The organism is Pseudomonas sp. JQ170C, assembly GCF_035581345.1.
Classification (GTDB): Bacteria; Pseudomonadota; Gammaproteobacteria; order Pseudomonadales; family Pseudomonadaceae; genus Aquipseudomonas.
Window position 1 is genome coordinate 5748934 of the sequence record NZ_CP141608.1, and the last position, 17645, is coordinate 5766578.

The window sequence follows — 17645 nt, forward strand, 5'->3', positions numbered from 1 at the left end:
CCTGAAGGGCGTTACTGCCCTCTCATCAATTGAGCAGCGCGAACAGCGAAATAGGTCAGGATGCCATCAGCTCCTGCCCGTTTGAAGGCCGTGAGGGATTCAAGGATCACCCCTTCACTGAGCCAGCCGTTCTGGATCGCGGCCATGTGCATGGCGTACTCGCCACTGACCTGATAGACAAAGGTCGGGACCTTGAATTCATCTTTGACCCGATAAAGGATGTCCAGGTAGGGCATCCCTGGCTTGACCATGACCATATCGGCGCCCTCGGCCAGGTCTGCGGCCACTTCATGCAGGGCTTCGTTGCTGTTGGCCGGGTCCATCTGGTAGGAGGCCTTGTTGGCCTTGCCAAGGTTCAGGGCCGAGCCGACCGCATCGCGGAACGGGCCGTAATAGGCACTGGCGTACTTGGCCGAGTAGGCCATGATACGCACGTTGACGTGACCGGCCAGCTCCAGGGCTTCACGGATGGCCTGGATGCGGCCATCCATCATGTCCGACGGCGCTACAACCTGAGCGCCGGCTTCAGCGTGAGACAGCGCCTGACGCACCAGGGCATCGACGGTAATGTCGTTCTGTACGTAGCCTTCCTCGTCGAGGATACCGTCCTGGCCATGGGTGGTGAACGGGTCGAGGGCGACGTCGGTGATCACACCCAGCTCGGGGAAACGCTCACGCAGGGCGCGGGTGGCGCGCTGAGCGATACCATCCGGGTTCCAGGCTTCGGCGCCGTCCAGCGACTTCTTCTCGGTAGGCGTGACCGGGAACAGTGCCAGGGCCGGAATACCCAGGTTCACCCACTCTTGCGCAGCTTCCAGCAGCAGGTCGATGCTCAGACGCTCGACACCCGGCATCGAGGCAACTTCTTCGCGGCGGTTCTCGCCATCCAGGACAAATACCGGAAGGATCAGGTCATCGACGGTCAGTACGTTTTCGCGAACCAGGCGACGGGAAAAATCGTCACGGCGGTTGCGACGCAGACGAGTGGCAGGAAACAAACGGTTAGCGGGGGTAAAGCTCACGGCAGACTCCTGAGCCCGCGCAGGCGGGCGAGCGCGACAGTTATAAGCGGCCATTATGACGCTTGAATGACAGCCTGGGACAACCCTGCGACTTGGGGACGCAGTCATTGTCCTTGTAGGAAATGTTAACGTCGAGACACATTTGGATACTTTCCCCAACGGCCACGAAGGGTTAGGCTGCGCGTTCATTTCGCCAGCACCCAGAAAATGCTCCAACAATTCCTGCAGGATTTTGGCTACTTTGCCCTTTTTCTCGGCACGTTTTTCGAAGGTGAGACCATCCTGGTTCTCGCAGGCTTCCTTGCGTTCCGCGGATACATGGATATCAACATGGTGGTCCTGGTGGCCTTCTTCGGCAGCTATGCCGGGGACCAGCTCTGGTACTTCATGGGGCGCAAGCATGGGCGCAAGCTGCTGGCACGTAAACCGCGCTGGCAGTTGATGGGTGACCGGGCGCTGGAGCACATCCGCCGCCACCCGGATATCTGGGTGTTGAGTTTCCGCTTTGTGTACGGCTTGCGTACCGTGATGCCGGTGGCCATTGGCCTGTCCGGCTACCCACCGCGCCGCTATCTGTTGCTGAACGGCATCGGCGCGGCTGTCTGGGCCCTGGCCCTTGGCGCCGCCGCCTACCACTTTGGCGCCATCCTCGAAGGCATGCTGGGTAACGTTAAGAAGTACGAGCTATGGGTGCTCGGCGGCCTGCTGGCCCTCGGCGGCTGCCTGTGGCTGCGTCGCCGGTTCCGTGCCGCGCGCGTTGCCCGCAAGGAAGCGGCTGCCGTACAAACCGAGCAAGCTGATCAGGCTGTAGACAAGCAACCCGGCCCAGACCAGGGCAGTGACCGGCCATAAGCCGGTGATCCCGGCCAGCATCATGGCCGGGATGTTCAACCCCAACCGCGCCAGCTCCAGCCGGAACGCCCAAGGCCGGTTCTCCAGCGCCGTGCCGAACACGAACAACCCGAACGCCATCACCCCCCACCCCAGCACCAGGGCTGCCACCGAAAGCCTGTCGGCATGCTCCATCAGGTAGCTGCCCAAGCCCACATACACCGCGAACTGCAGCGTCACATACAACTGCTGCGGCCACCCCAGCGGCACCTCGAATTTACGAAAACGGCTCAGGTCCTGTTTGGCCTGCGGGAAGCGCCGCGCCACGTCCTCCGGCCGCCAGCCGGTGGGCATGAACCAGATCCGCAGCTTGTCCCACCAGCGCTCGGCATGACGGGCGTCGTGCCACAACTGGGCATAGAACTGCAGGTTCGCCCACAGCGGATTCCAGCTGGCCAGGGGCGTAGTGACACCGAAAATGACCGGCTCGTTGTCGTCTTCCTCCTGAAAGGTGCCAAACAGGCGGTCCCACACAATGAACACTCCGCCGTAGTTGCGATCCAAATACAAAGGATTCTGCGCATGGTGGACGCGATGATTGGACGGCGTGATGAACAGCCACTCGAACCAACCCAACTTGGGAATGTGCCGGGTGTGTACCCAGAACTGGTACAGCAGGTTCAGCGCCGCGACGGTGATGAACACCAGCGGTGGCACGCCCACGACCGCCAGCGGCAGGTAAAAAATCCACGACAACAAGAAGCCACTGCTGGTCTGACGCAGGGCGGTGGACAGGTTGTAGTCCTCGCTCTGGTGATGCACCGAATGCGCAGCCCACAGAATGTTGCGCTCGTGCCCGAAGCGGTGCAGCCAGTAGTAGCACAGGTCATACAGCACAAAGGCCAGCACCCAGACCCACAGCGCATCCCCCGGCAGCGAAAACAGCGCCAGGTGCTCCCAGGCCAGTGCGTAGGTGACCAACCCTACCCCTTTGGTCAGCAGCCCCGTGGTAGTCGACAGCACCCCGGTGCTGAGGCTATTGATCGCGTCGGCCAGGCGATAAGTGCGCATCCCGCGCAGGCGATCGGCGAGCAACTCGACCACAATCAGGACAAAGAAAAACGGTACCGCCAACAGGATCAGATCCATGGGTCATCCATCTCCAGGCTATTACACAAGATTAGGCCCGGAATGCCCCAGACCCTATGGCGACATCTGCCAATTTAGAGGACATTTAGCGCCTCGACTCGGGAGTAGTGAGCATGACCAAAAAAGTTGCAGTGATTCTTTCCGGCTGTGGTGTCTATGACGGCGCCGAAATCCACGAAAGCGTGATCACCCTGCTGCGCCTCGACCAGCGCGGCGCCAAGGTGCAGTGCTTTGCGCCCAACAGTGCGCAGATGCACGTGATCAACCACCTGACCGGCGAAGAAATGCCCGAAGCGCGTAACGTGCTGGTGGAGTCGGCGCGTATCGCCCGCGGCGACATCAAGGACCTGCGCGAAGCCGACGCCAAGGACTTCGACGCCCTGATCGTGCCGGGCGGCTTCGGCGCGGCGAAAAACCTGTCCAACTTTGCCGTCGAAGGCAGCGGCTGCACCGTCAACCCGGACGTGCTGGCCCTGGCCGAGGCCTTTGCCGAAGCCGGCAAACCGGTCGGACTGATCTGCATCTCGCCGGCGCTGGCCGCGAAGATCTATGGCCCGGGCGTGGTCTGCACCATCGGCAGCGATGCCGACACCAGCGCTGCCATCGTCAAGATGGGTGGCACCCATGAAGAATGCAATGTGCATGACATCGTCGAAGATACCCAGCGCAAACTGGTCAGCACCCCGGCCTACATGCTAGCCAAGAGCATCAGCGAAGCGGCTGGCGGCATTTACAAGCTGGTTGACCGGGTGCTGGAGCTGACCCACGAGAACGACTGAGGCTTAACGCGGGGTGCCTGCAGGAGCGGGCTTGCCCCGCGATGACGCCAGTCGCGTCAGGATGCGATCCAGCGAATTGGCAAACGCCTGCTTCTCGCGATCGCCATAGGGCGCCTGACCGCCACCGACCTGCCCCTGCTCGCGCAGGTCGGTGAACAGGTTGCGCACCGCCAACCGCTCTCCCATGTTGCGCTCATCGAATTCGCGACCGCGCGGATCGAGGCAGGCAACGCCCTTCTTGACCAGGCGATCGGCCAGCGGTACATCGCTGCAGATCACCAGCTCACCTGGTACGGCATGCTCGACCAGATAGTCGTCAGCCGCATCTGGCCCACTGGGCACCACGATCAGCCTGACGCAGGCAAACGCGGGCTTGATCTGGCTCTGACCAGCCACCAACACCACCTCCAGCTGGCGCTTGAGGGCGAACTTGACGACCTGATCCTTGGCCGCCTTGGGGCAGGCATCGGCATCGATCCACACACGCATGACAGAACATTCCAACAAAAACGGGTGAACAGTATCCCCGCTCACCCGTCTGGCTTCAAATCAACCCGCCGGCAGGCGACGCTTCTCGGCCAGGCGGCTGCGCCCGTAGAGAATGGCAATTGCCAGCAAGGCAACCACTTGCGCCGCCAACGAATACGCATCGGCGTGGATGCCCAGCCAATCGAACTCGAAGAACGCCACCGGACGGGTGCCGAACACCCCGGCCTCTTGCAGCGCCTTGACCCCGTGCCCGGCGAACACCACCGAAAGCGCGCAGAGCAAGGCCGCGTTGATACTGAAGAACAGTGCCAGCGGCAGCTTCGCCGAGCCGCGCAGGATTACCCAGGCCAAGCCCACCAACAACACCAGTGCCGTCGCGCCCCCGGCCAGCACCGCGTTGTGCCCTGCGGGCCCGGCCTGCAACCAGAGGGTTTCGTAGAACAGGATCACCTCGAACAGCTCGCGGTACACCGAGAAAAACGCCAGGACGGCAAAGCCGAAGCGACCGCCGCCACTGAGCAGGCTGCTCTTGATGTAGTCCTGCCAGGCCGCCGCGTGCCGACGGTCATGCATCCACACCCCGAGCCACAGCACCATGACACTGGCGAACAGTGCCGTGCAGCCTTCGAGCAACTCGCGCTGCGCACCGCTGACATCGATCACATAGGCCGCCAGGGCCCACGTCCCGAGGCCGGCCAACAGCGCCAGCCCCCAGCCGACGTTGACGCTGCGCACCGCGGACTGTTGGCCGGTGTTGCGCAGAAAGGCCAGGATCGCCGCCAGCACCAGGATCGCCTCCAGGCCTTCACGCAGCAGGATCAACAAACCGGAGATATAGCTCAGCGACCAGCTCAGGCCATCGCCGCCCAACAGGCCTGCAGCCTCCTTGAGCTTGGCCTTGGCCGCGTCCAGGCGCTGGGCGACTTGCTCGAGCGGCAGGCCGTCCTGCAAGGATTGTCGATAGGCCATCAGCGACTTTTCGGTGTCCTTGCGGACATTGGCGTCGACGTTATCCAGCGAGCTTTCAACCAGCTCGAAGCCTTCCAGGTAGGCCGCCACCGACAGGTCATAGGCCTGCTCATGGTCACCGGCCTGATAAGCCGCCAGGCTCTTGTCGAGGGTGCTGGCGGTGTAGTCGAGCAACTGCGCCGGGCCACGCTGGACCTGCGGCGGCTGGGCACGCTGGGCGCGGAACACAGCTGCGGACTCGGCCCCCTGGGACGCTTCGATTTCCAGAGGCGTCTTGCGGGCCAGGTCGGCAAGGTTGTAGGCGGTGTCACTTTTGGCCTGCGCCGGGTCAGCGGTGAAGCTGGCGACATAGGTCGCCAGGTCCCAGCGTTGGCGCTCGTCGAGCTGGTCGGCGAACGACGGCATGTCGGTGCCTTCGATGCCCTGCCCCAAAGTGTTGTACAGGTCATACAGGCTGAGGCGGTCAAGGCGATCGCTGCTGCGCAGATTGGCGGGCGGCGGGCTCAGGCCAAGGCCCGCCGGGCCGTCGCCAGCGCCGCTGTCGCCATGGCAGACCGAACAGTGCTGGGCATAAAGGGGCGCCCCACGGGCAGGATCGGGGGTGATGACCGGTGCCTGGCTGACCTCATACGCCACGGCCAGTTGTGCGCCGAGCTGGCGAGCCTGGCGGGCGACACTGGCACCGTCCTGGCGCTGACTGATGGCCTGGCGCAGGCTGGCCACGCCCTGCTCCAGCGCCTGGCGCTCGGCGCGTTCCGGCAAACCGTTGATGACATTTTGCAGTACGTCGGTGAACTCCAGCTGCTCGCGGTATTCCCCGTCGTCCACCACCTTGCCGGCCGCCACGGTCGCCGGATAGTCGGCACCAATGTAATCGAGCAGGTGCAACGCCTTGGCGGCGTCATCGACGGTGTCGGCCCACACCATCGAGCTGCTCAGCGCCAGCACCGGCCAGAGCAGCCAGGCAAACAAGCGGGAACGGGAAATCATCAGGCAATCTCAAATAACAATACGAGGTATTGCATTGTTCACTTCCAATGACGATCGCTCAAGGAATCCAGCAAAATTTAGTGACAATTTAATCTGCGACAAAAAAAGGCGACCCTGAGGTCGCCTTTTTATGTCGGAAGGATCTTAAACCGGCGCGCGTCGAATCGTCGCCAACAAGGTTGCCGCGCCCAGGAACAGGCCGGCAAAGGTCCGGTTCATCCGCCGCTGCTGCTTGGGTGTACGCAGCAAACGCAGCACCCGCGAGGCCAGCCCGGTGTAGCCAGCCATGACCAACAGGTCCACGGTCACCATAGTCGCGGTAATGATCAGGTACTGCGGCAGCAACGGTGCGTGCGGGTTGATGAACTGCGGCAGCACCGCCAGCATGAAGATCAGCGCCTTGGGGTTACTGACGTTGACCAGAAAGCCGCGAAACACCAAGGCCAGGGGGTTGCCGATGGGGCGAACGGCGGATTCGTCGCTGATGTCAGCAGGCAATGCGCGCCATTGCTTGACCGCCAGGTACACCAGGTACGCAACACCGAACCACTTGATCACCTGGAACGCGGTGGCTGATGCCGCAAGGATGGCACCGACGCCCGCCGCAATGATCGCAATCTGTAGCACCAGGCCCAACTGCAGGCCCAGAGCGTTCCAGTAGCCGCGCCAGAAACCGTACTGCAGGCCGCACGACATCGAGGCAATGGCCCCGGCGCCCGGCGACAGACTGATCACCCAGCAAGCGGCAAAAAATGCCAACCATGTTTCCAACGACATCGCGCACCTCAGCCTTGAATTGTTACAAAACTCTAAGCTAGTGCGCTGGCGAAAAAATAACCACGATTATTTTCAACCGTCGATCATTTTCCGATCAGCTTGTCGTCGCCCACCAGCGGCACAACCTCGGCGCCACGCCAGCGTCGGACCGACTTCTGGAAGAACTGGCTATTGGGTACTTGAACCAGCGCGCCACCGGCTTCCGGCATCTCGATCAAGGTGGTGAACAGCAAGTTGATTGCCACCACCCGGCCCTTCACGCCGGGCTTGTCGATGGTCTCGACCAGCTCGACCACATCACCGATACGAAACGGCCCGACGGTGAAGATCAGTACCGCGCAGAGCAGATTGGACAACACGCTCCACATGGCAAAGAAAGCGACGGCCGCTACGGCAACGAAGCCGGACAACGCCGTCCACAGCACCGTGGCGGAAACCCCGAGGCGCTCCAGCACGAACACCAGCGCGCTGCCCATGATCAGCCAGCGCAGGCCACCGCGTACCGGCATCATCAGCTCCGGCGGCAAGGGGTAGCGCTCACCCAGGCGCTTGAGGCATCGCCCGACCAGGCGCTGCAGCACAAAGGCCGCGCAGAGGATCAACAGAATCTGCAAACCCAGCCAGAACGGTGCAATCCACTCCGGCGGCACTGGCAGTTGCAACGACGCCATCAAGACAACGCCTCCAGCTCCGCCTGCATGGTCTCTAGCTGCTCAAGGGCCGCCATCCAGGCTTCTTCCAGTTCAGCTTCGCGCACTTTCAGCTTGGCCTGTTGAGCCAGCAGATCGCGCAGCTCGTCCTTGCGTGCGGCTTCGTACAGGGCGCTGTCGCCCAGGCTGGCGTCAATCTTTGCCAGTTGCTCATGCAACGTCCCCAGCTCTCGCTCAAGCTTGTCGGCTTCCCGTTTGTGCGGGGCCAACTGCTGACGCAGGGCTGCGGCGGCCTGGCGCTGGGCCTTCTTGTCGGTCTTGTCGGCATTGACTGGCGCTGTGCTGACAGGCGCGTTTCGTTGACGGTACTCGACCAGCCAACGGGTGTAGTCATCCAGATCACCGTCAAACGTCTCGACCTTGCCGTCGGCGACCAACAGGAAATCGTCGGTGGTGCTCTTGAGCAAATGACGGTCGTGAGAGACGACCAACACGGCACCACTGAATTCTTGCAGGGCCATGGTCAGCGCCAGGCGCATTTCCAGGTCCAGGTGGTTGGTGGGTTCGTCGAGCAGCAGCAGGTTCGGCCGCTCCCAGGCGATCAGTGCCAACGCCAGGCGGGCTTTTTCACCGCCAGAGAAATTCAGCACCGGCTCATCGATGCGTGCGCCACGGAAGTCGAAGCCGCCGAGGAAGTCGCGCAAGGTTTGCTCACGTTCGGTCGGGGCCAGACGTTGCAGGTGCAGCAAGGGGCTGGCCTTGTTGTCCAGCGAGTCGAGCTGGTGCTGGGCGAAGTAACCTACCGACAGGTTTTCTCCGCGCACCAGGCGCCCGCCTAGCGGCTCCAGCTCACCGGCGAGGTTCTTGATCAGGGTCGACTTGCCAGCGCCGTTGGGACCCAGCAGGCCAATGCGCGCACCCGGGGTGAGCTGCAGCTTGACCTTCTCCAGAATGGTCTTGTCGCCATAGCCCAGGCGGCCTTCGGACAGGTCGAGCAAGGGGCTGGAGATTTTCTCCGACTCGCGGAACGTGAAGTCGAATGGCGAATCGACATGCGCCGCCGACAGCTCCTCCATGCGCTCCAAAGCCTTGATCCGGCTCTGGGCCTGACGTGCCTTGGTGGCCTGGGCCTTGAAGCGGGCGATGTACTTTTCCATGTGCGCGCGCTGGGCCTGCTGCTTCTCGTAAGCCTGTTGCTGCTGGGCCAGACGTTCGGCACGGGTGCGCTCGAAGGCGGAGTAGCCACCGCGGTACAGCGTCAGCTTGCACTGCTCGACATGCGCTACATGGTCGACCACCGCATCGAGAAAATCGCGATCGTGGGAGATCAGCAACAGCGTGCCCGGATAACCCTTGAGCCAGTCTTCCAGCCACAGGATGGCATCGAGGTCCAGGTGGTTGGTGGGTTCGTCGAGCAACAGCAAGTCGGAGGGGCACATCAGTGCCTGGGCCAGGTTGAGGCGCATCCGCCAGCCACCGGAGAAGTCCCCTACGCGGCGATCCATCTGCTCGTTGGTGAAGCCCAGGCCGGCCAACAATTTGCGCGCACGGGCATCGGCGGTATAGCCATCGGCGCTGTCGAGTTCGATATGCAGGCGTGCCAGGGCCGTGCCGTCGTGGGCCGCCTCGGCCGCTGCCAGATCGGCCTGAACCTTGCGCAGGCGAGCATCGCCATCAAGCACATAATCAACGGCCAGGCGATCGAGGGTATCGACCTCCTGGCGCATGTGCGCGATACGCCAGTCGGCGGGCAGTTGGCAGTCGCCCGAATCGGGCGTCAGCTCACCGCGCAGCAAGGCGAACAGGCTGGATTTACCGGCGCCGTTGGCACCGATCAAGCCGGCCTTCTGACCGGCGTGCAGGGTCATCTCGGCGCCTTCTAGCAGGCGCTGGGGACCACGCTGTAAAGTGAGGTTCGATAGTCTGATCATAATGGCCGCGGAGTCTACCAGCTTCGTCGGCAACTGGCGCGAGTAGGACCATGCACACCGACCTGTGGAATTTTGCCTTGAATCTGTACGCCCGCCCAGGCGTCGAAGCGGCCTGCCTGCAATGGCAGGACCAGGGCGGAGATGTGTGCTTGCTGCTGTGTGCTGCCTGGCTTCACGAGCGCGGCAAGGTTCCGAACGAGCAGCGTGCCCGCGCATTACACGCACTGGCTCGATCCTGGCAGACAGAGGTGGTAAAGCCGCTGCGCAGTCTGCGTCAGCAATGGCGAACGGCGTCGGCACACGATGAAAAACTGGCGAGCTTGCGTGAGCAAGTGAAGGGGTTGGAGCTGGCGGCAGAGCGCGTGTTGCTGGAGCGCCTGGAGGCGGTCAGCGAAGGCTGGGAAACAGGTAGTGAACCTGATGCGGATTGGCTGCAATGGGCGCTGCCATCAGGCACCCGCTTGCATCACGACGCGCTGCAAAGGCTGCGCGCCGTGATGCTGACCACTCAGGATGCCGAAGACGGCGTCTGAGGAGTCGTTACCGACGTTGCGGTTGCAGTCGACGGCGTAGTTGCCGGTGCAGTAGTCGCGGCTGGCGTTGCGGCTGGGGCAGCGGGCGCGGCAGGGGTTGCAGGCTTGGCGGCTACGGGATGCGCTGCTGGCTTGGCGGCAGGTTTGGCTGCAGGCTTGGCCGGTGCTTTGGCAGCAGCAGGCTTGGCTGCTGGCTTGGCAGGTACCTTTGCCGCAGCAGGCTTGGCCGCGGGTTTTGCCGGCGCCTTGGCGGCGGGTTTGGCTGCTGGCTTGGCAGGTGCTTTTGCTGCAGCAGGCTTGGCGGCAGGTTTGGCCGGTGCCTTGGCAGTTGCAGGTTTGGCTGCGGGCTTAGCAGCGGGTTTGGCAGCGGCGGTTCTAGCAGCAGGCTTGGCAGGCGCTTTTGCCGCGGCAGGTTTAGCGGCAGGTTTTGCAGCAGCCGTTCTGGTCGCTGGCTTGGCCGCAGGTTTTGCAGCAGCTGTTTTAGCAGCAGGCTTGGCTGCAGGTTTCGCCGCTGGTTTTGCCACTACGGCTTTGGCAGCAGGTTTGGCTGCTGGTTTGGCCGCTACAGCTTTAGCTGCAGGTTTGGCGGCGGCTTTGGCTGCAGGCTTGGCGGCTGGCTTGGCGGCTGGCTTGGCAGCAGCGACAGGTGCAGGTTTTGCCGCACGCAAGGTCAGCGCCTTGGCAGCCGCTTCCTTGACCTTGCCAACACCCTGGGCCAGTTTCAGGCTTTCCTGGGCATCACGCTTGAGTTGCAGAATGTAGGTGCGTGTCTGCGACTGACGCTCCTTGAGCGAGTCGAGCAGCGTTTCGAGTTCACCGACTGCAGACTTGGCCTTGCCTTGCGCCTTGGCTTTTCCAGACTTGGCAGCGTCCTGCAGTTTGAGGCGCGATTTGTGCAGTTTCTCTTGGGCCTTGCCACGTTGTTTTTCCAACTTGGCGAGCAGTTTTTCAGCATCAGCCAGCGCTTGCGAGCAGGCATTTTCCAAATGATCGAGCAGGCTGCCCGAGAGTTGCTGGAGCAGGTGCAACGGCGTACTTACTGGCTTCTTATTGGCCGACATGGTTTACCTCCTGGCTGACGAGAGTGCGGCTCATACTATGCTTCTGCTGCTACCGCCGCTAGGGCATGTTGACAGTATTAAAGGCGCCGCGTTGCATGCCTGGGCAAAGTTGTTATCGCTGCAGCTGGAAACAAGTGTAGATGCTGCACAAAGTGTTGCTGATATTTACACGAAGTAGCGAGTGAAGGCTGGCATACTTTATTTCCGCTGAAGCAGGAGTGAGCCAGTGTCGCGTTATCTAGTATTTGCTCTTTTTCTATTGCCGGCGTCGCTCATGGCAGCGCCTGCGGACACCCCTGAAAGTGACCACGACCTGGCCTACAGCCTGGGCGCCAGCCTGGGTGAGCGACTGCGCACCGAAGTTCCCAACCTGCAATTGGAAGCCCTGCTGGAAGGGCTGCGACAGGCATACCAGAACAAGCCGCTGGCCCTGAGTAAAGAACGTATGACGGCAATACTCGGCGAACATGAAACCCAGGCCAACCAAGCTGCGTTACAGGCACACAACGAACAGTTGCTGACTGCGGAAAAACGCTTCATGGCCACAGAGCGAGCACGCGCAGGCGTGCGCGAATTAGCCGCAGGTATTCTGGTGATCGAACAGGTCAAAGGTACTGGTGCCAAACCTTCAGCGCAGGGAAAAGTCCAGGTCCGCTATGTCGGCAAGTTGCCAGACGGAACAGTCTTCGATCAGAACCAGCAAGCGCAGTGGTTCAACCTGGACAGTGTGATCGAGGGATGGCAACTGGCATTGCCAGAGATGGCGACGGGGTCGAAATGGCGCCTGGTGATGCCTTCAGCCCTGGCCTACGGTGCCGAAGGCGCGGGCGACCTGATTGCGCCCTATACGCCATTGGTGTTCGAGATCGAATTGCTGGGTGTCGCCGAATAAGTCGTCGGCACACCCATCAAGCCTGAACGGCAGCTTCTTCACTATGTGCGTTGTGCAACACTTCGATCAGGCAGTCTTCAAGCTCGAAGCGCTCGTGCAACAAGCTACCCAATTCGTTGAGCTTCTTTGCGAAGCGCTCTGGGTCGTTGCAGTCGCCTTTATCGCAATGATCGTTGAAGGCAGAGGCAATCTCAGTGGTCGCATCAATCCGCGGGCTGATCTGCGTGGCCAGCTCCAGGCCTCGCGTATCACCAAAAGCCTTGGCTTCGCTGACCAACTGCTCGCTGACTTCAAAATGCCAGGCCGATACATAGTCGATCAGCACGGCACAAAAGTCGCGACTCTTGTCCTTGTCGGCGAAGGCCGGCTTGGCATCGCGTAACTCACGAAAGGCTGTCACCAGCTCTGCACGCTCATCCAACCAGCGGTCAATGAGCTTATGAACCCCACCCCAGCGTTCCTGAGCATTCTGACAACTATCTAGCATGGCGATCTCTTCCCTTCTGGGTAATGCCCCCGCTCCTCGCTCGCAAGTGTGCAAAGCAAAGGTGACTTCAGCAGGGCAGCATCGAGCAGCTGTTTTTTCGGTATGCGTGCAGGGAGATTATTCCCGTGCGCCCTAGGCTTCAAGGTACGCAGGCGACAAAGTTCATACAAGTGTTTAATCCTGCCTTGACCTGCCGCCGGTCGTTTGCAGAGGGAAGTGATCGCCTCAGATTTTCGCCGGACGATGGAACAACGCAGCCCTCCCCCCAAACAGACGTGTTAAAGCCAACACTGCCAAGAGGACAAATGCCAACAGGCTCCACTCGGGAATCGTCAAATCAAGAAAACTCCAGTTCAACCGCACGCAGTCAGGGCTACCGATCAACATCAACTTGAACTGATGGGCCAGCGGCATGCTGTCGACGGCAGGCGGGCAGTCGACAGCCACGGGCCACGACACGCCTTGGAGCCACACATGCCGCGCGGCGAGGAGGGCGCCGCAGGTAGCGCATAGCAGCGCCAGCACCGCGTAGATTCGCGCCCCCAGGTACCCAGGGCTATGCAGCACCGCACACACGCTTACCAGCGAGAACGCCCCCAGGAACAACCGTTGGCTGTGGCACAAGGGGCAAGGTTCCAACCCCACTTCCCACTCGAGGTAAAACGCAGCCGCCAGCATCAGCACCGAGACCACAAAGGCCAGAAGGAACATTGAGCGCGAGAAGGCCGACGGCATGAGAGATCCGGAGGAGTAGAGAGACAGGCGTCAACGGTAGAGGAAGTTCGTGCCTTGTTTCAAGCTACTACAACTGAGACAAATCACTGATTAGTAAGGGAATAATCCCATGTTAGATATGAGTTTTCTTTGACCATTCAAAGAAAAAACTGATGCGCATGTAGGATATTTCGACAACGGCTTGGGCTCGCGGCTTGGCGCGAGCCCAAGGGTTACTCAAGCACGTACCGTGTCTGGCAATGGCAATGCCAGCAAGCGGTCATCGAGCAGGCCCAGGCCTTCCTGGAACAACTGATTGCTTCGATCCGTATCGCCCAACCCGGCCAGCAAACGGGCCAGTTCGGCACACGCCTCGGGATTGCGCTGCAGCCGCAAACTGCTTTCCAGATAGTCGCGAGCCTTGCCCCACAGGCGGTTCTGCAGGCTCAACCGGCCCAACGTGAGCAACAAGCTGGGGTCATCGCCATGTTGCTTGAGCCACCCCTCGGCCGCCTGCAGCTGGCGCGCCAGGTCGGCGCCGCGCACCAGGCCGTAGAGTCGGGCAAGGTGGCTTTCATACTGACGCTTGAGTGCCGTGCGCAGCGCCTCTTCAGCCTCGCTTTCCGCGCCCAGCTGGCGCAGTTGCTCGGCATAGGCCAGCACCAGTTGCGGCTCCTGGCGCTGGGCGGCCGTCAGCTGCTGCCAGGCACGCTCCAGGGACTGACGCGCACTTTGCTCTTCCCCTTCACGACTGGCGGCAAGGGAGAGGTTTTCCCCCCAGGAGCGCCGTTCCAGTTCTTCCAGCTCGGAAGTCGGAAGCACTTTCCCCTTGCGCAGCTCCGGCAACAAGCGGATGAGCGCCGACCAGTCACCCCGCTCGCGGTACAACCGCTGCAGGAGTCGCAACACTTGGGCGTTATGCGGATGGCGCTCCTGCATCGCCTGCAAGGTTTCCAGCGCTGCTTCGCTTTCGCCGTTATCCATCTGCATTTGCGCATGGCTCAGTGCGATAGCCAGTTCTGCTTCTGGCTGGCGCTCCAGTGCGCGTTCAAGCAGTTTGTCGCGGTCTTCGGTACGCCCCAGTTCATTGGCAGCCCGCGCCGCGCCTAGGTAGTACAACAGCGGTTGACGCTCGGCTTCGGCAGCACGATGGAGGTGACGCTGGGCGCTGGACCAACGCCCTTCGGCAAGGTCCAGCTGACCCTGCTCTATGGCCAGCCGCGTGCGACGGCTGCGGTTGCGCCGCGACCAGGGGTTGACCACACCGCTGGAGGTCAACACCAGGCCAACCAGGTAGCGCACCAGCAATACCAGCAGCAGGATTGCCGCCAGCGCCGCCAGCGCGGCCCACAGGCCAGACTGATAGCGAAAACTGCCATAGGAAATCAGCACGTAGCCGCTGTGCTTGGCGATCGCGACCCCGAGTGCGGCAGCGGCCGCAATGGCCACCACCATCAACAGGTACACGCGCTTCATGGCTTGGCCTCCTCGGCCGGCAGGTGTCGACGCTCCAGGTAGGCCTGAACCGCACTGAGGCTGTCGGCCAGGTCTGGCACCACCACCGAGACCGGCTCTTCGGCCAGGGCGTTGAGGCTGTCGAGCATGGCCTTGCTTTGCGGGTTGTCCGGGTTGAAGTTGGCCAGCAACACGCTGCGTGCATCATCCAGGGCCTGGGTGTAGACCTTGGCCTCGCCGTTGAGCGCTGCCCACTGGGCCTGCTCGATGGTCAGGCTAAGGGCCAGGCGCAGCTGGTTGAGCGACTGCCCGGCAAGCAGCGGACGAATGTTGTCGTCGGCATTGAAATCGACCTGGAAGTACTTCGATAGCTCCGCCCACCATTGTGACCAGCGACTGGCGCCATCACCGTCGGCGGTCAAGGCGCCCAGGGCATCGGCATTGCTTTCGAATTCCGGGGACACGGCGCTGAGTTGCTGGACTTGCTCACGCTGGGCGGCGAGCTTGAGGAACAGCCCGGTGCGATCCGGCTGCTGAACACTGTTGAGGGTGGCCAGGCTCTTGGCCAGTTGCTCTCGGGCGGCAAAGGCACCCGGGTCGCTCTGCTCACGCAGGATGTCATCGGCGCCCTGGACCAGCGCACGGGCGCTGACGATGTCCTGCAAGGCCGACAAACGCAGGCTGGCCAGACGCAGCAAGTGCTCGGCTTCAGCCAGGCGCCAGTCCTTGCGGCTGGCACCCAGGATGGTCTCCAGGCGCTGGCTCAGCCGCTGCTGGTCACCCTGCAGTTGCGCCACCAGGCGGCGGCGGTCTTCAAGTTCGGTGGCCGCAGGCAGGCTGGCAAGCTGCGTCGAGATCTGTTGCTCACGCAACTGCAGCGCCTGAGTCTTCTCAGCCAGGCTTTGCAGATACTGACCCTGCCCCTGTTCGGTGCCCTGAAGCTGGCGCACCTGCCAAACGCCCCACCCTCCTACAGCAACACCCGCTGCACCGAGCAGTAAGGCCAGGATCGCCAAGCCGTTGCCCGAGCGTTTGCCCGGCGTGGCGGCGGTGGGTTCAGACGCCTCGGGCGTCGATTGCAGGTCATCGTTGGGCAAGACAGTTTCGCTCACGTATCCATCCTTTGCATTGGGCTCGTCGCCAATCAGCTTAGCGCCTCAGGGGGCAGGTGCAGGTGTTTGCTGCAGCGCTGCCAACAAAGCCGCGGCGCTGGCACCGCGACAATCCACTACATTCTGTGCCCCGGCATCGCGGGCCTGCGCGGCCACACGAGGGCTGGGCACGAACAGCGGCAACAGCGCCAACTGCGGCCAGTCGCCTGCAGCCAGCTGTTGCAAGTGTTCAAGACCCTGCCCACTGCTGACCACCAGGCCATTCAGGCGTTCCCCGCAAACACGCGCAGACAGCGCATTGCTCGGGTAAACCGGCAGGAAACGGCGATAGAGTTGCAGATATTCGACACTAGCACCTAGTTCAGCGAGACGCTCTGCGAGCAATTCACGCCCCCCTTCGCCCCGCATGATCAACACTCGCGGTGCCGGGCAGGCAATGGCCTGGTGCAGCGCCGGCAGCATGAGCAGTGCCTCGCTGTCGTCACCCGCCTGGGGATAACTGACCTGGCAACCATGGTCCTGCAGAATCTGTGCAGACGCAGCCCCCACCGTGAACCAGGCCTGGGCCGGCAGTTGCGGCCAAAACGGCGAGAGCGCGGCCAGTCCGAGGCGGGCCGCCGGCTTGCTGACCACGATGATCGCGGCATACCGATCAAGATGGCGCAGCGTGTCGAGCTGGAGGTCATCCAGGGGCAGCGGCTCGATGTCGAGCAACGGCAGGCTGCTGCTGGCCACACCTTGTTCAGCGAGTGTCTGTGCCAGCGCAGTGCATTCTTCGGCCGGCCGGGTCAGAAGCAGGCGCCAGGTGCTCACGGGTGGCCGGCCTCGCCATACACTGCCTTGAGAATGTCTTCGGCACCTTGCTTGAGCAGGTCTTCAGCGACCTGGACACCCAAGGCCTCTGCATCGGATCGCGATGCACGCGCCTGGGCCGTCAGCAGCTTGCCGCCGCTGGGTTCGCCTACCAGGCCACGCAGCCACAATTGATCGCCTTCGAGCACGGCATAACAGGCAATCGGTACCTGACAGCCGCCATTGAGGTGCTTGTTCAGCGCGCGCTCGGCAACCACGCGGTCAGCGGTGTCCTGGTGGTGCAGCGGCGCCAGCAGCGCGTGGATCTCGGTGTCGGCGCTGCGGCATTCGATACCCACGGCACCCTGGCCACCGGCGGGCAGGCTGTCGTCAACGCTGATGCCGGAAGTAATGCGATCTTCAAAGCCAAGGCGAATGAGGCCAGCGGCCGCGAGGATGATCGCGTCATATTCGCCGGCGTCAAGCTTGGCCAGGCGGGTGTTGACGTTGCCGCGCAGGAAGCGGATCTCAAGGTCCGGGCGGCGAGTCAGCAGCTGGGCCTGACGGCGCAGGCTGGAGGTGCCGACCACGCTGCCGGCGGGCAAGTCGTCGAGGCTCTTGAAAGTATTGGAAACGAAGGCGTCACGCGGGTCTTCACGCTCGCAGATGCAGTACAGGCCCAGGCCTTGCGGGAAGTCCATCGGCACATCTTTCATCGAGTGCACGGCAATGTCGGCCTGGTTATCCAGCAGTGCGGTTTCCAGTTCCTTGACGAACAAGCCTTTGCCGCCGATTTTCGACAGCGGCGAGTCCAGCAGCTTGTCGCCACGACTGACCATCGGCACCAAGGTCACGATCAGACCGGGATGCGCCTGCTCCAGACGGGATTTGACATATTCGGCCTGCCACAGGGCCAAGGCACTTTTGCGGGTGGCAATGCGGATTTCGCGAGTGGACATGGAACGATCCGTACGAGATAGATTCGCCCGATGATAACAGTTCAGCCCAACCC

At 62.1% G+C, this 17645-nt stretch carries 17 protein-coding genes and 1 pseudogene; 4 read left to right on the forward strand and 14 right to left on the reverse strand.

The features are described from left to right. Positions 1–11: 11 nt before the first annotated feature. Positions 12–1022, reverse strand: a complete 1011-nt coding sequence (hemB, locus tag U9R80_RS26270; protein WP_028942384.1) for a porphobilinogen synthase — start codon at positions 1020–1022, stop codon at positions 12–14. Positions 1023–1229: 207 nt separating this feature from the next. On the opposite strand from hemB, the gene U9R80_RS26275 reads away from it, so the two are divergent. Then, on the forward strand, positions 1230–1874 hold the full coding sequence (locus U9R80_RS26275; protein WP_301838763.1) for a DedA family protein: 645 nt from the start codon (positions 1230–1232) through the stop codon (positions 1872–1874). 549 nt (positions 1875–2423) lie between these two features. Here U9R80_RS26275 and U9R80_RS26280 read toward each other — a convergent pair. After that, a pseudogene (locus tag U9R80_RS26280) lies at positions 2424–3002 on the reverse strand (sterol desaturase family protein); the annotation flags it as partial. 113 nt (positions 3003–3115) lie between these two features. On the opposite strand from U9R80_RS26280, the gene elbB reads away from it, so the two are divergent. Then, entirely contained in the window at positions 3116–3781 is a 666-nt protein-coding gene (gene elbB / locus U9R80_RS26285) for an isoprenoid biosynthesis glyoxalase ElbB (protein ID WP_301838764.1), read from the forward strand. 3 nt (positions 3782–3784) lie between these two features. Here elbB and U9R80_RS26290 read toward each other — a convergent pair whose 3' ends face one another. The 5 genes from U9R80_RS26290 to U9R80_RS26310 all read right to left on the reverse strand — a co-directional run bounded on the left by U9R80_RS26290 (position 3785) and on the right by U9R80_RS26310 (position 9587). Continuing rightward, positions 3785–4270, reverse strand: coding sequence for a YaiI/YqxD family protein (locus U9R80_RS26290; protein ID WP_301838767.1), 486 nt, complete (start codon positions 4268–4270; stop codon positions 3785–3787). Positions 4271–4330: 60 nt separating this feature from the next. Then, positions 4331–6229, reverse strand: coding sequence for a cytochrome c/FTR1 family iron permease (locus tag U9R80_RS26295; protein ID WP_301838768.1), 1899 nt, complete (start codon positions 6227–6229; stop codon positions 4331–4333). A gap of 144 nt (positions 6230–6373) precedes the next feature. Next, positions 6374–7006: a LysE family transporter gene (locus U9R80_RS26300; RefSeq protein ID WP_301838770.1), complete on the reverse strand. Its 633-nt coding sequence runs from the start codon at positions 7004–7006 to the stop codon at positions 6374–6376. Positions 7007–7089: 83 nt separating this feature from the next. Then, positions 7090–7677: a mechanosensitive ion channel family protein gene (locus U9R80_RS26305; protein ID WP_274116832.1), complete on the reverse strand. Its 588-nt coding sequence runs from the start codon at positions 7675–7677 to the stop codon at positions 7090–7092. Further along, positions 7677–9587, reverse strand: a complete 1911-nt coding sequence (locus tag U9R80_RS26310; protein WP_301838774.1) for an ATP-binding cassette domain-containing protein — start codon at positions 9585–9587, stop codon at positions 7677–7679. Before U9R80_RS26310 ends, U9R80_RS26305 begins: the two co-directional genes overlap by 1 nt. A 50-nt stretch (positions 9588–9637) precedes the next feature. Here U9R80_RS26310 and U9R80_RS26315 point away from each other — a divergent pair, with 50 nt between their 5' ends. Further along, positions 9638–10120, forward strand: a complete 483-nt coding sequence (locus U9R80_RS26315; RefSeq protein WP_301838775.1) for a TIGR02444 family protein — start codon at positions 9638–9640, stop codon at positions 10118–10120. Here the strand turns inward: U9R80_RS26315 and U9R80_RS26320 are convergent. Continuing rightward, on the reverse strand, positions 10096–11181 hold the full coding sequence (locus tag U9R80_RS26320; RefSeq protein ID WP_301838776.1) for an AlgP family protein: 1086 nt from the start codon (positions 11179–11181) through the stop codon (positions 10096–10098). The genes U9R80_RS26315 and U9R80_RS26320 overlap by 25 nt on opposite strands. A 226-nt stretch (positions 11182–11407) precedes the next feature. On the opposite strand from U9R80_RS26320, the gene U9R80_RS26325 reads away from it, so the two are divergent. Beyond that, positions 11408–12073: an FKBP-type peptidyl-prolyl cis-trans isomerase gene (locus tag U9R80_RS26325; protein ID WP_442964926.1), complete on the forward strand. Its 666-nt coding sequence runs from the start codon at positions 11408–11410 to the stop codon at positions 12071–12073. 16 nt (positions 12074–12089) lie between these two features. On the opposite strand, the gene rsd is transcribed toward U9R80_RS26325, so the two are convergent. The 6 genes from rsd to hemC all read right to left on the reverse strand — a co-directional run bounded on the left by rsd (position 12090) and on the right by hemC (position 17592). Next, on the reverse strand, positions 12090–12560 hold the full coding sequence (gene rsd, locus U9R80_RS26330; protein WP_301838778.1) for a sigma D regulator: 471 nt from the start codon (positions 12558–12560) through the stop codon (positions 12090–12092). A 225-nt stretch (positions 12561–12785) separates the two neighbouring features. Beyond that, the gene (locus U9R80_RS26335; RefSeq protein ID WP_301838781.1) at positions 12786–13295 is read right to left on the reverse strand and encodes a disulfide bond formation protein B; all 510 of its coding nucleotides are present in this window, start codon (positions 13293–13295) and stop codon (positions 12786–12788) included. Between the two features lie 216 nt (positions 13296–13511). Continuing rightward, positions 13512–14750: a heme biosynthesis HemY N-terminal domain-containing protein gene (locus U9R80_RS26340; protein WP_301838782.1), complete on the reverse strand. Its 1239-nt coding sequence runs from the start codon at positions 14748–14750 to the stop codon at positions 13512–13514. Continuing rightward, positions 14747–15841 (reverse strand): uroporphyrinogen-III C-methyltransferase, encoded by a 1095-nt coding sequence (locus U9R80_RS26345; protein WP_301838784.1) that lies wholly within the window; start codon positions 15839–15841, stop codon positions 14747–14749. The genes U9R80_RS26340 and U9R80_RS26345 overlap by 4 nt, the downstream gene beginning before the upstream one ends. Positions 15842–15886: 45 nt before the next feature. Then, entirely contained in the window at positions 15887–16654 is a 768-nt protein-coding gene (locus U9R80_RS26350) for a uroporphyrinogen-III synthase (protein WP_301838785.1), read from the reverse strand. Then, positions 16651–17592, reverse strand: coding sequence for a hydroxymethylbilane synthase (hemC, locus tag U9R80_RS26355; RefSeq protein ID WP_301838786.1), 942 nt, complete (start codon positions 17590–17592; stop codon positions 16651–16653). Before hemC ends, U9R80_RS26350 begins: the two co-directional genes overlap by 4 nt. Positions 17593–17645 lie beyond the last annotated feature (53 nt).

What these genes read in the sequence shown, in the direction of transcription:
- U9R80_RS26275 (WP_301838763.1), top strand. Translation starts at nt 1,230, where the DNA reads ATGCTCCAACAATTCCTGCAGGATTTTGGCTACTTTGCCCTTTTTCTC.
- elbB (WP_301838764.1), top strand. Translation starts at nt 3,116, where the DNA reads ATGACCAAAAAAGTTGCAGTGATTCTTTCCGGCTGTGGTGTCTATGAC.
- U9R80_RS26290 (WP_301838767.1), bottom strand. Translation starts at nt 4,270, where the DNA reads ATGCGTGTGTGGATCGATGCCGATGCCTGCCCCAAGGCGGCCAAGGAT.
- U9R80_RS26295 (WP_301838768.1), bottom strand. Translation starts at nt 6,229, where the DNA reads ATGATTTCCCGTTCCCGCTTGTTTGCCTGGCTGCTCTGGCCGGTGCTG.
- U9R80_RS26300 (WP_301838770.1), bottom strand. Translation starts at nt 7,006, where the DNA reads ATGTCGTTGGAAACATGGTTGGCATTTTTTGCCGCTTGCTGGGTGATC.
- U9R80_RS26305 (WP_274116832.1), bottom strand. Translation starts at nt 7,677, where the DNA reads ATGGCGTCGTTGCAACTGCCAGTGCCGCCGGAGTGGATTGCACCGTTC.
- U9R80_RS26310 (WP_301838774.1), bottom strand. Translation starts at nt 9,587, where the DNA reads ATGATCAGACTATCGAACCTCACTTTACAGCGTGGTCCCCAGCGCCTG.
- U9R80_RS26315 (WP_301838775.1), top strand. Translation starts at nt 9,638, where the DNA reads ATGCACACCGACCTGTGGAATTTTGCCTTGAATCTGTACGCCCGCCCA.
- U9R80_RS26320 (WP_301838776.1), bottom strand. Translation starts at nt 11,181, where the DNA reads ATGTCGGCCAATAAGAAGCCAGTAAGTACGCCGTTGCACCTGCTCCAG.
- rsd (WP_301838778.1), bottom strand. Translation starts at nt 12,560, where the DNA reads ATGCTAGATAGTTGTCAGAATGCTCAGGAACGCTGGGGTGGGGTTCAT.
- U9R80_RS26335 (WP_301838781.1), bottom strand. Translation starts at nt 13,295, where the DNA reads ATGCCGTCGGCCTTCTCGCGCTCAATGTTCCTTCTGGCCTTTGTGGTC.
- U9R80_RS26340 (WP_301838782.1), bottom strand. Translation starts at nt 14,750, where the DNA reads ATGAAGCGCGTGTACCTGTTGATGGTGGTGGCCATTGCGGCCGCTGCC.
- hemC (WP_301838786.1), bottom strand. Translation starts at nt 17,592, where the DNA reads ATGTCCACTCGCGAAATCCGCATTGCCACCCGCAAAAGTGCCTTGGCC.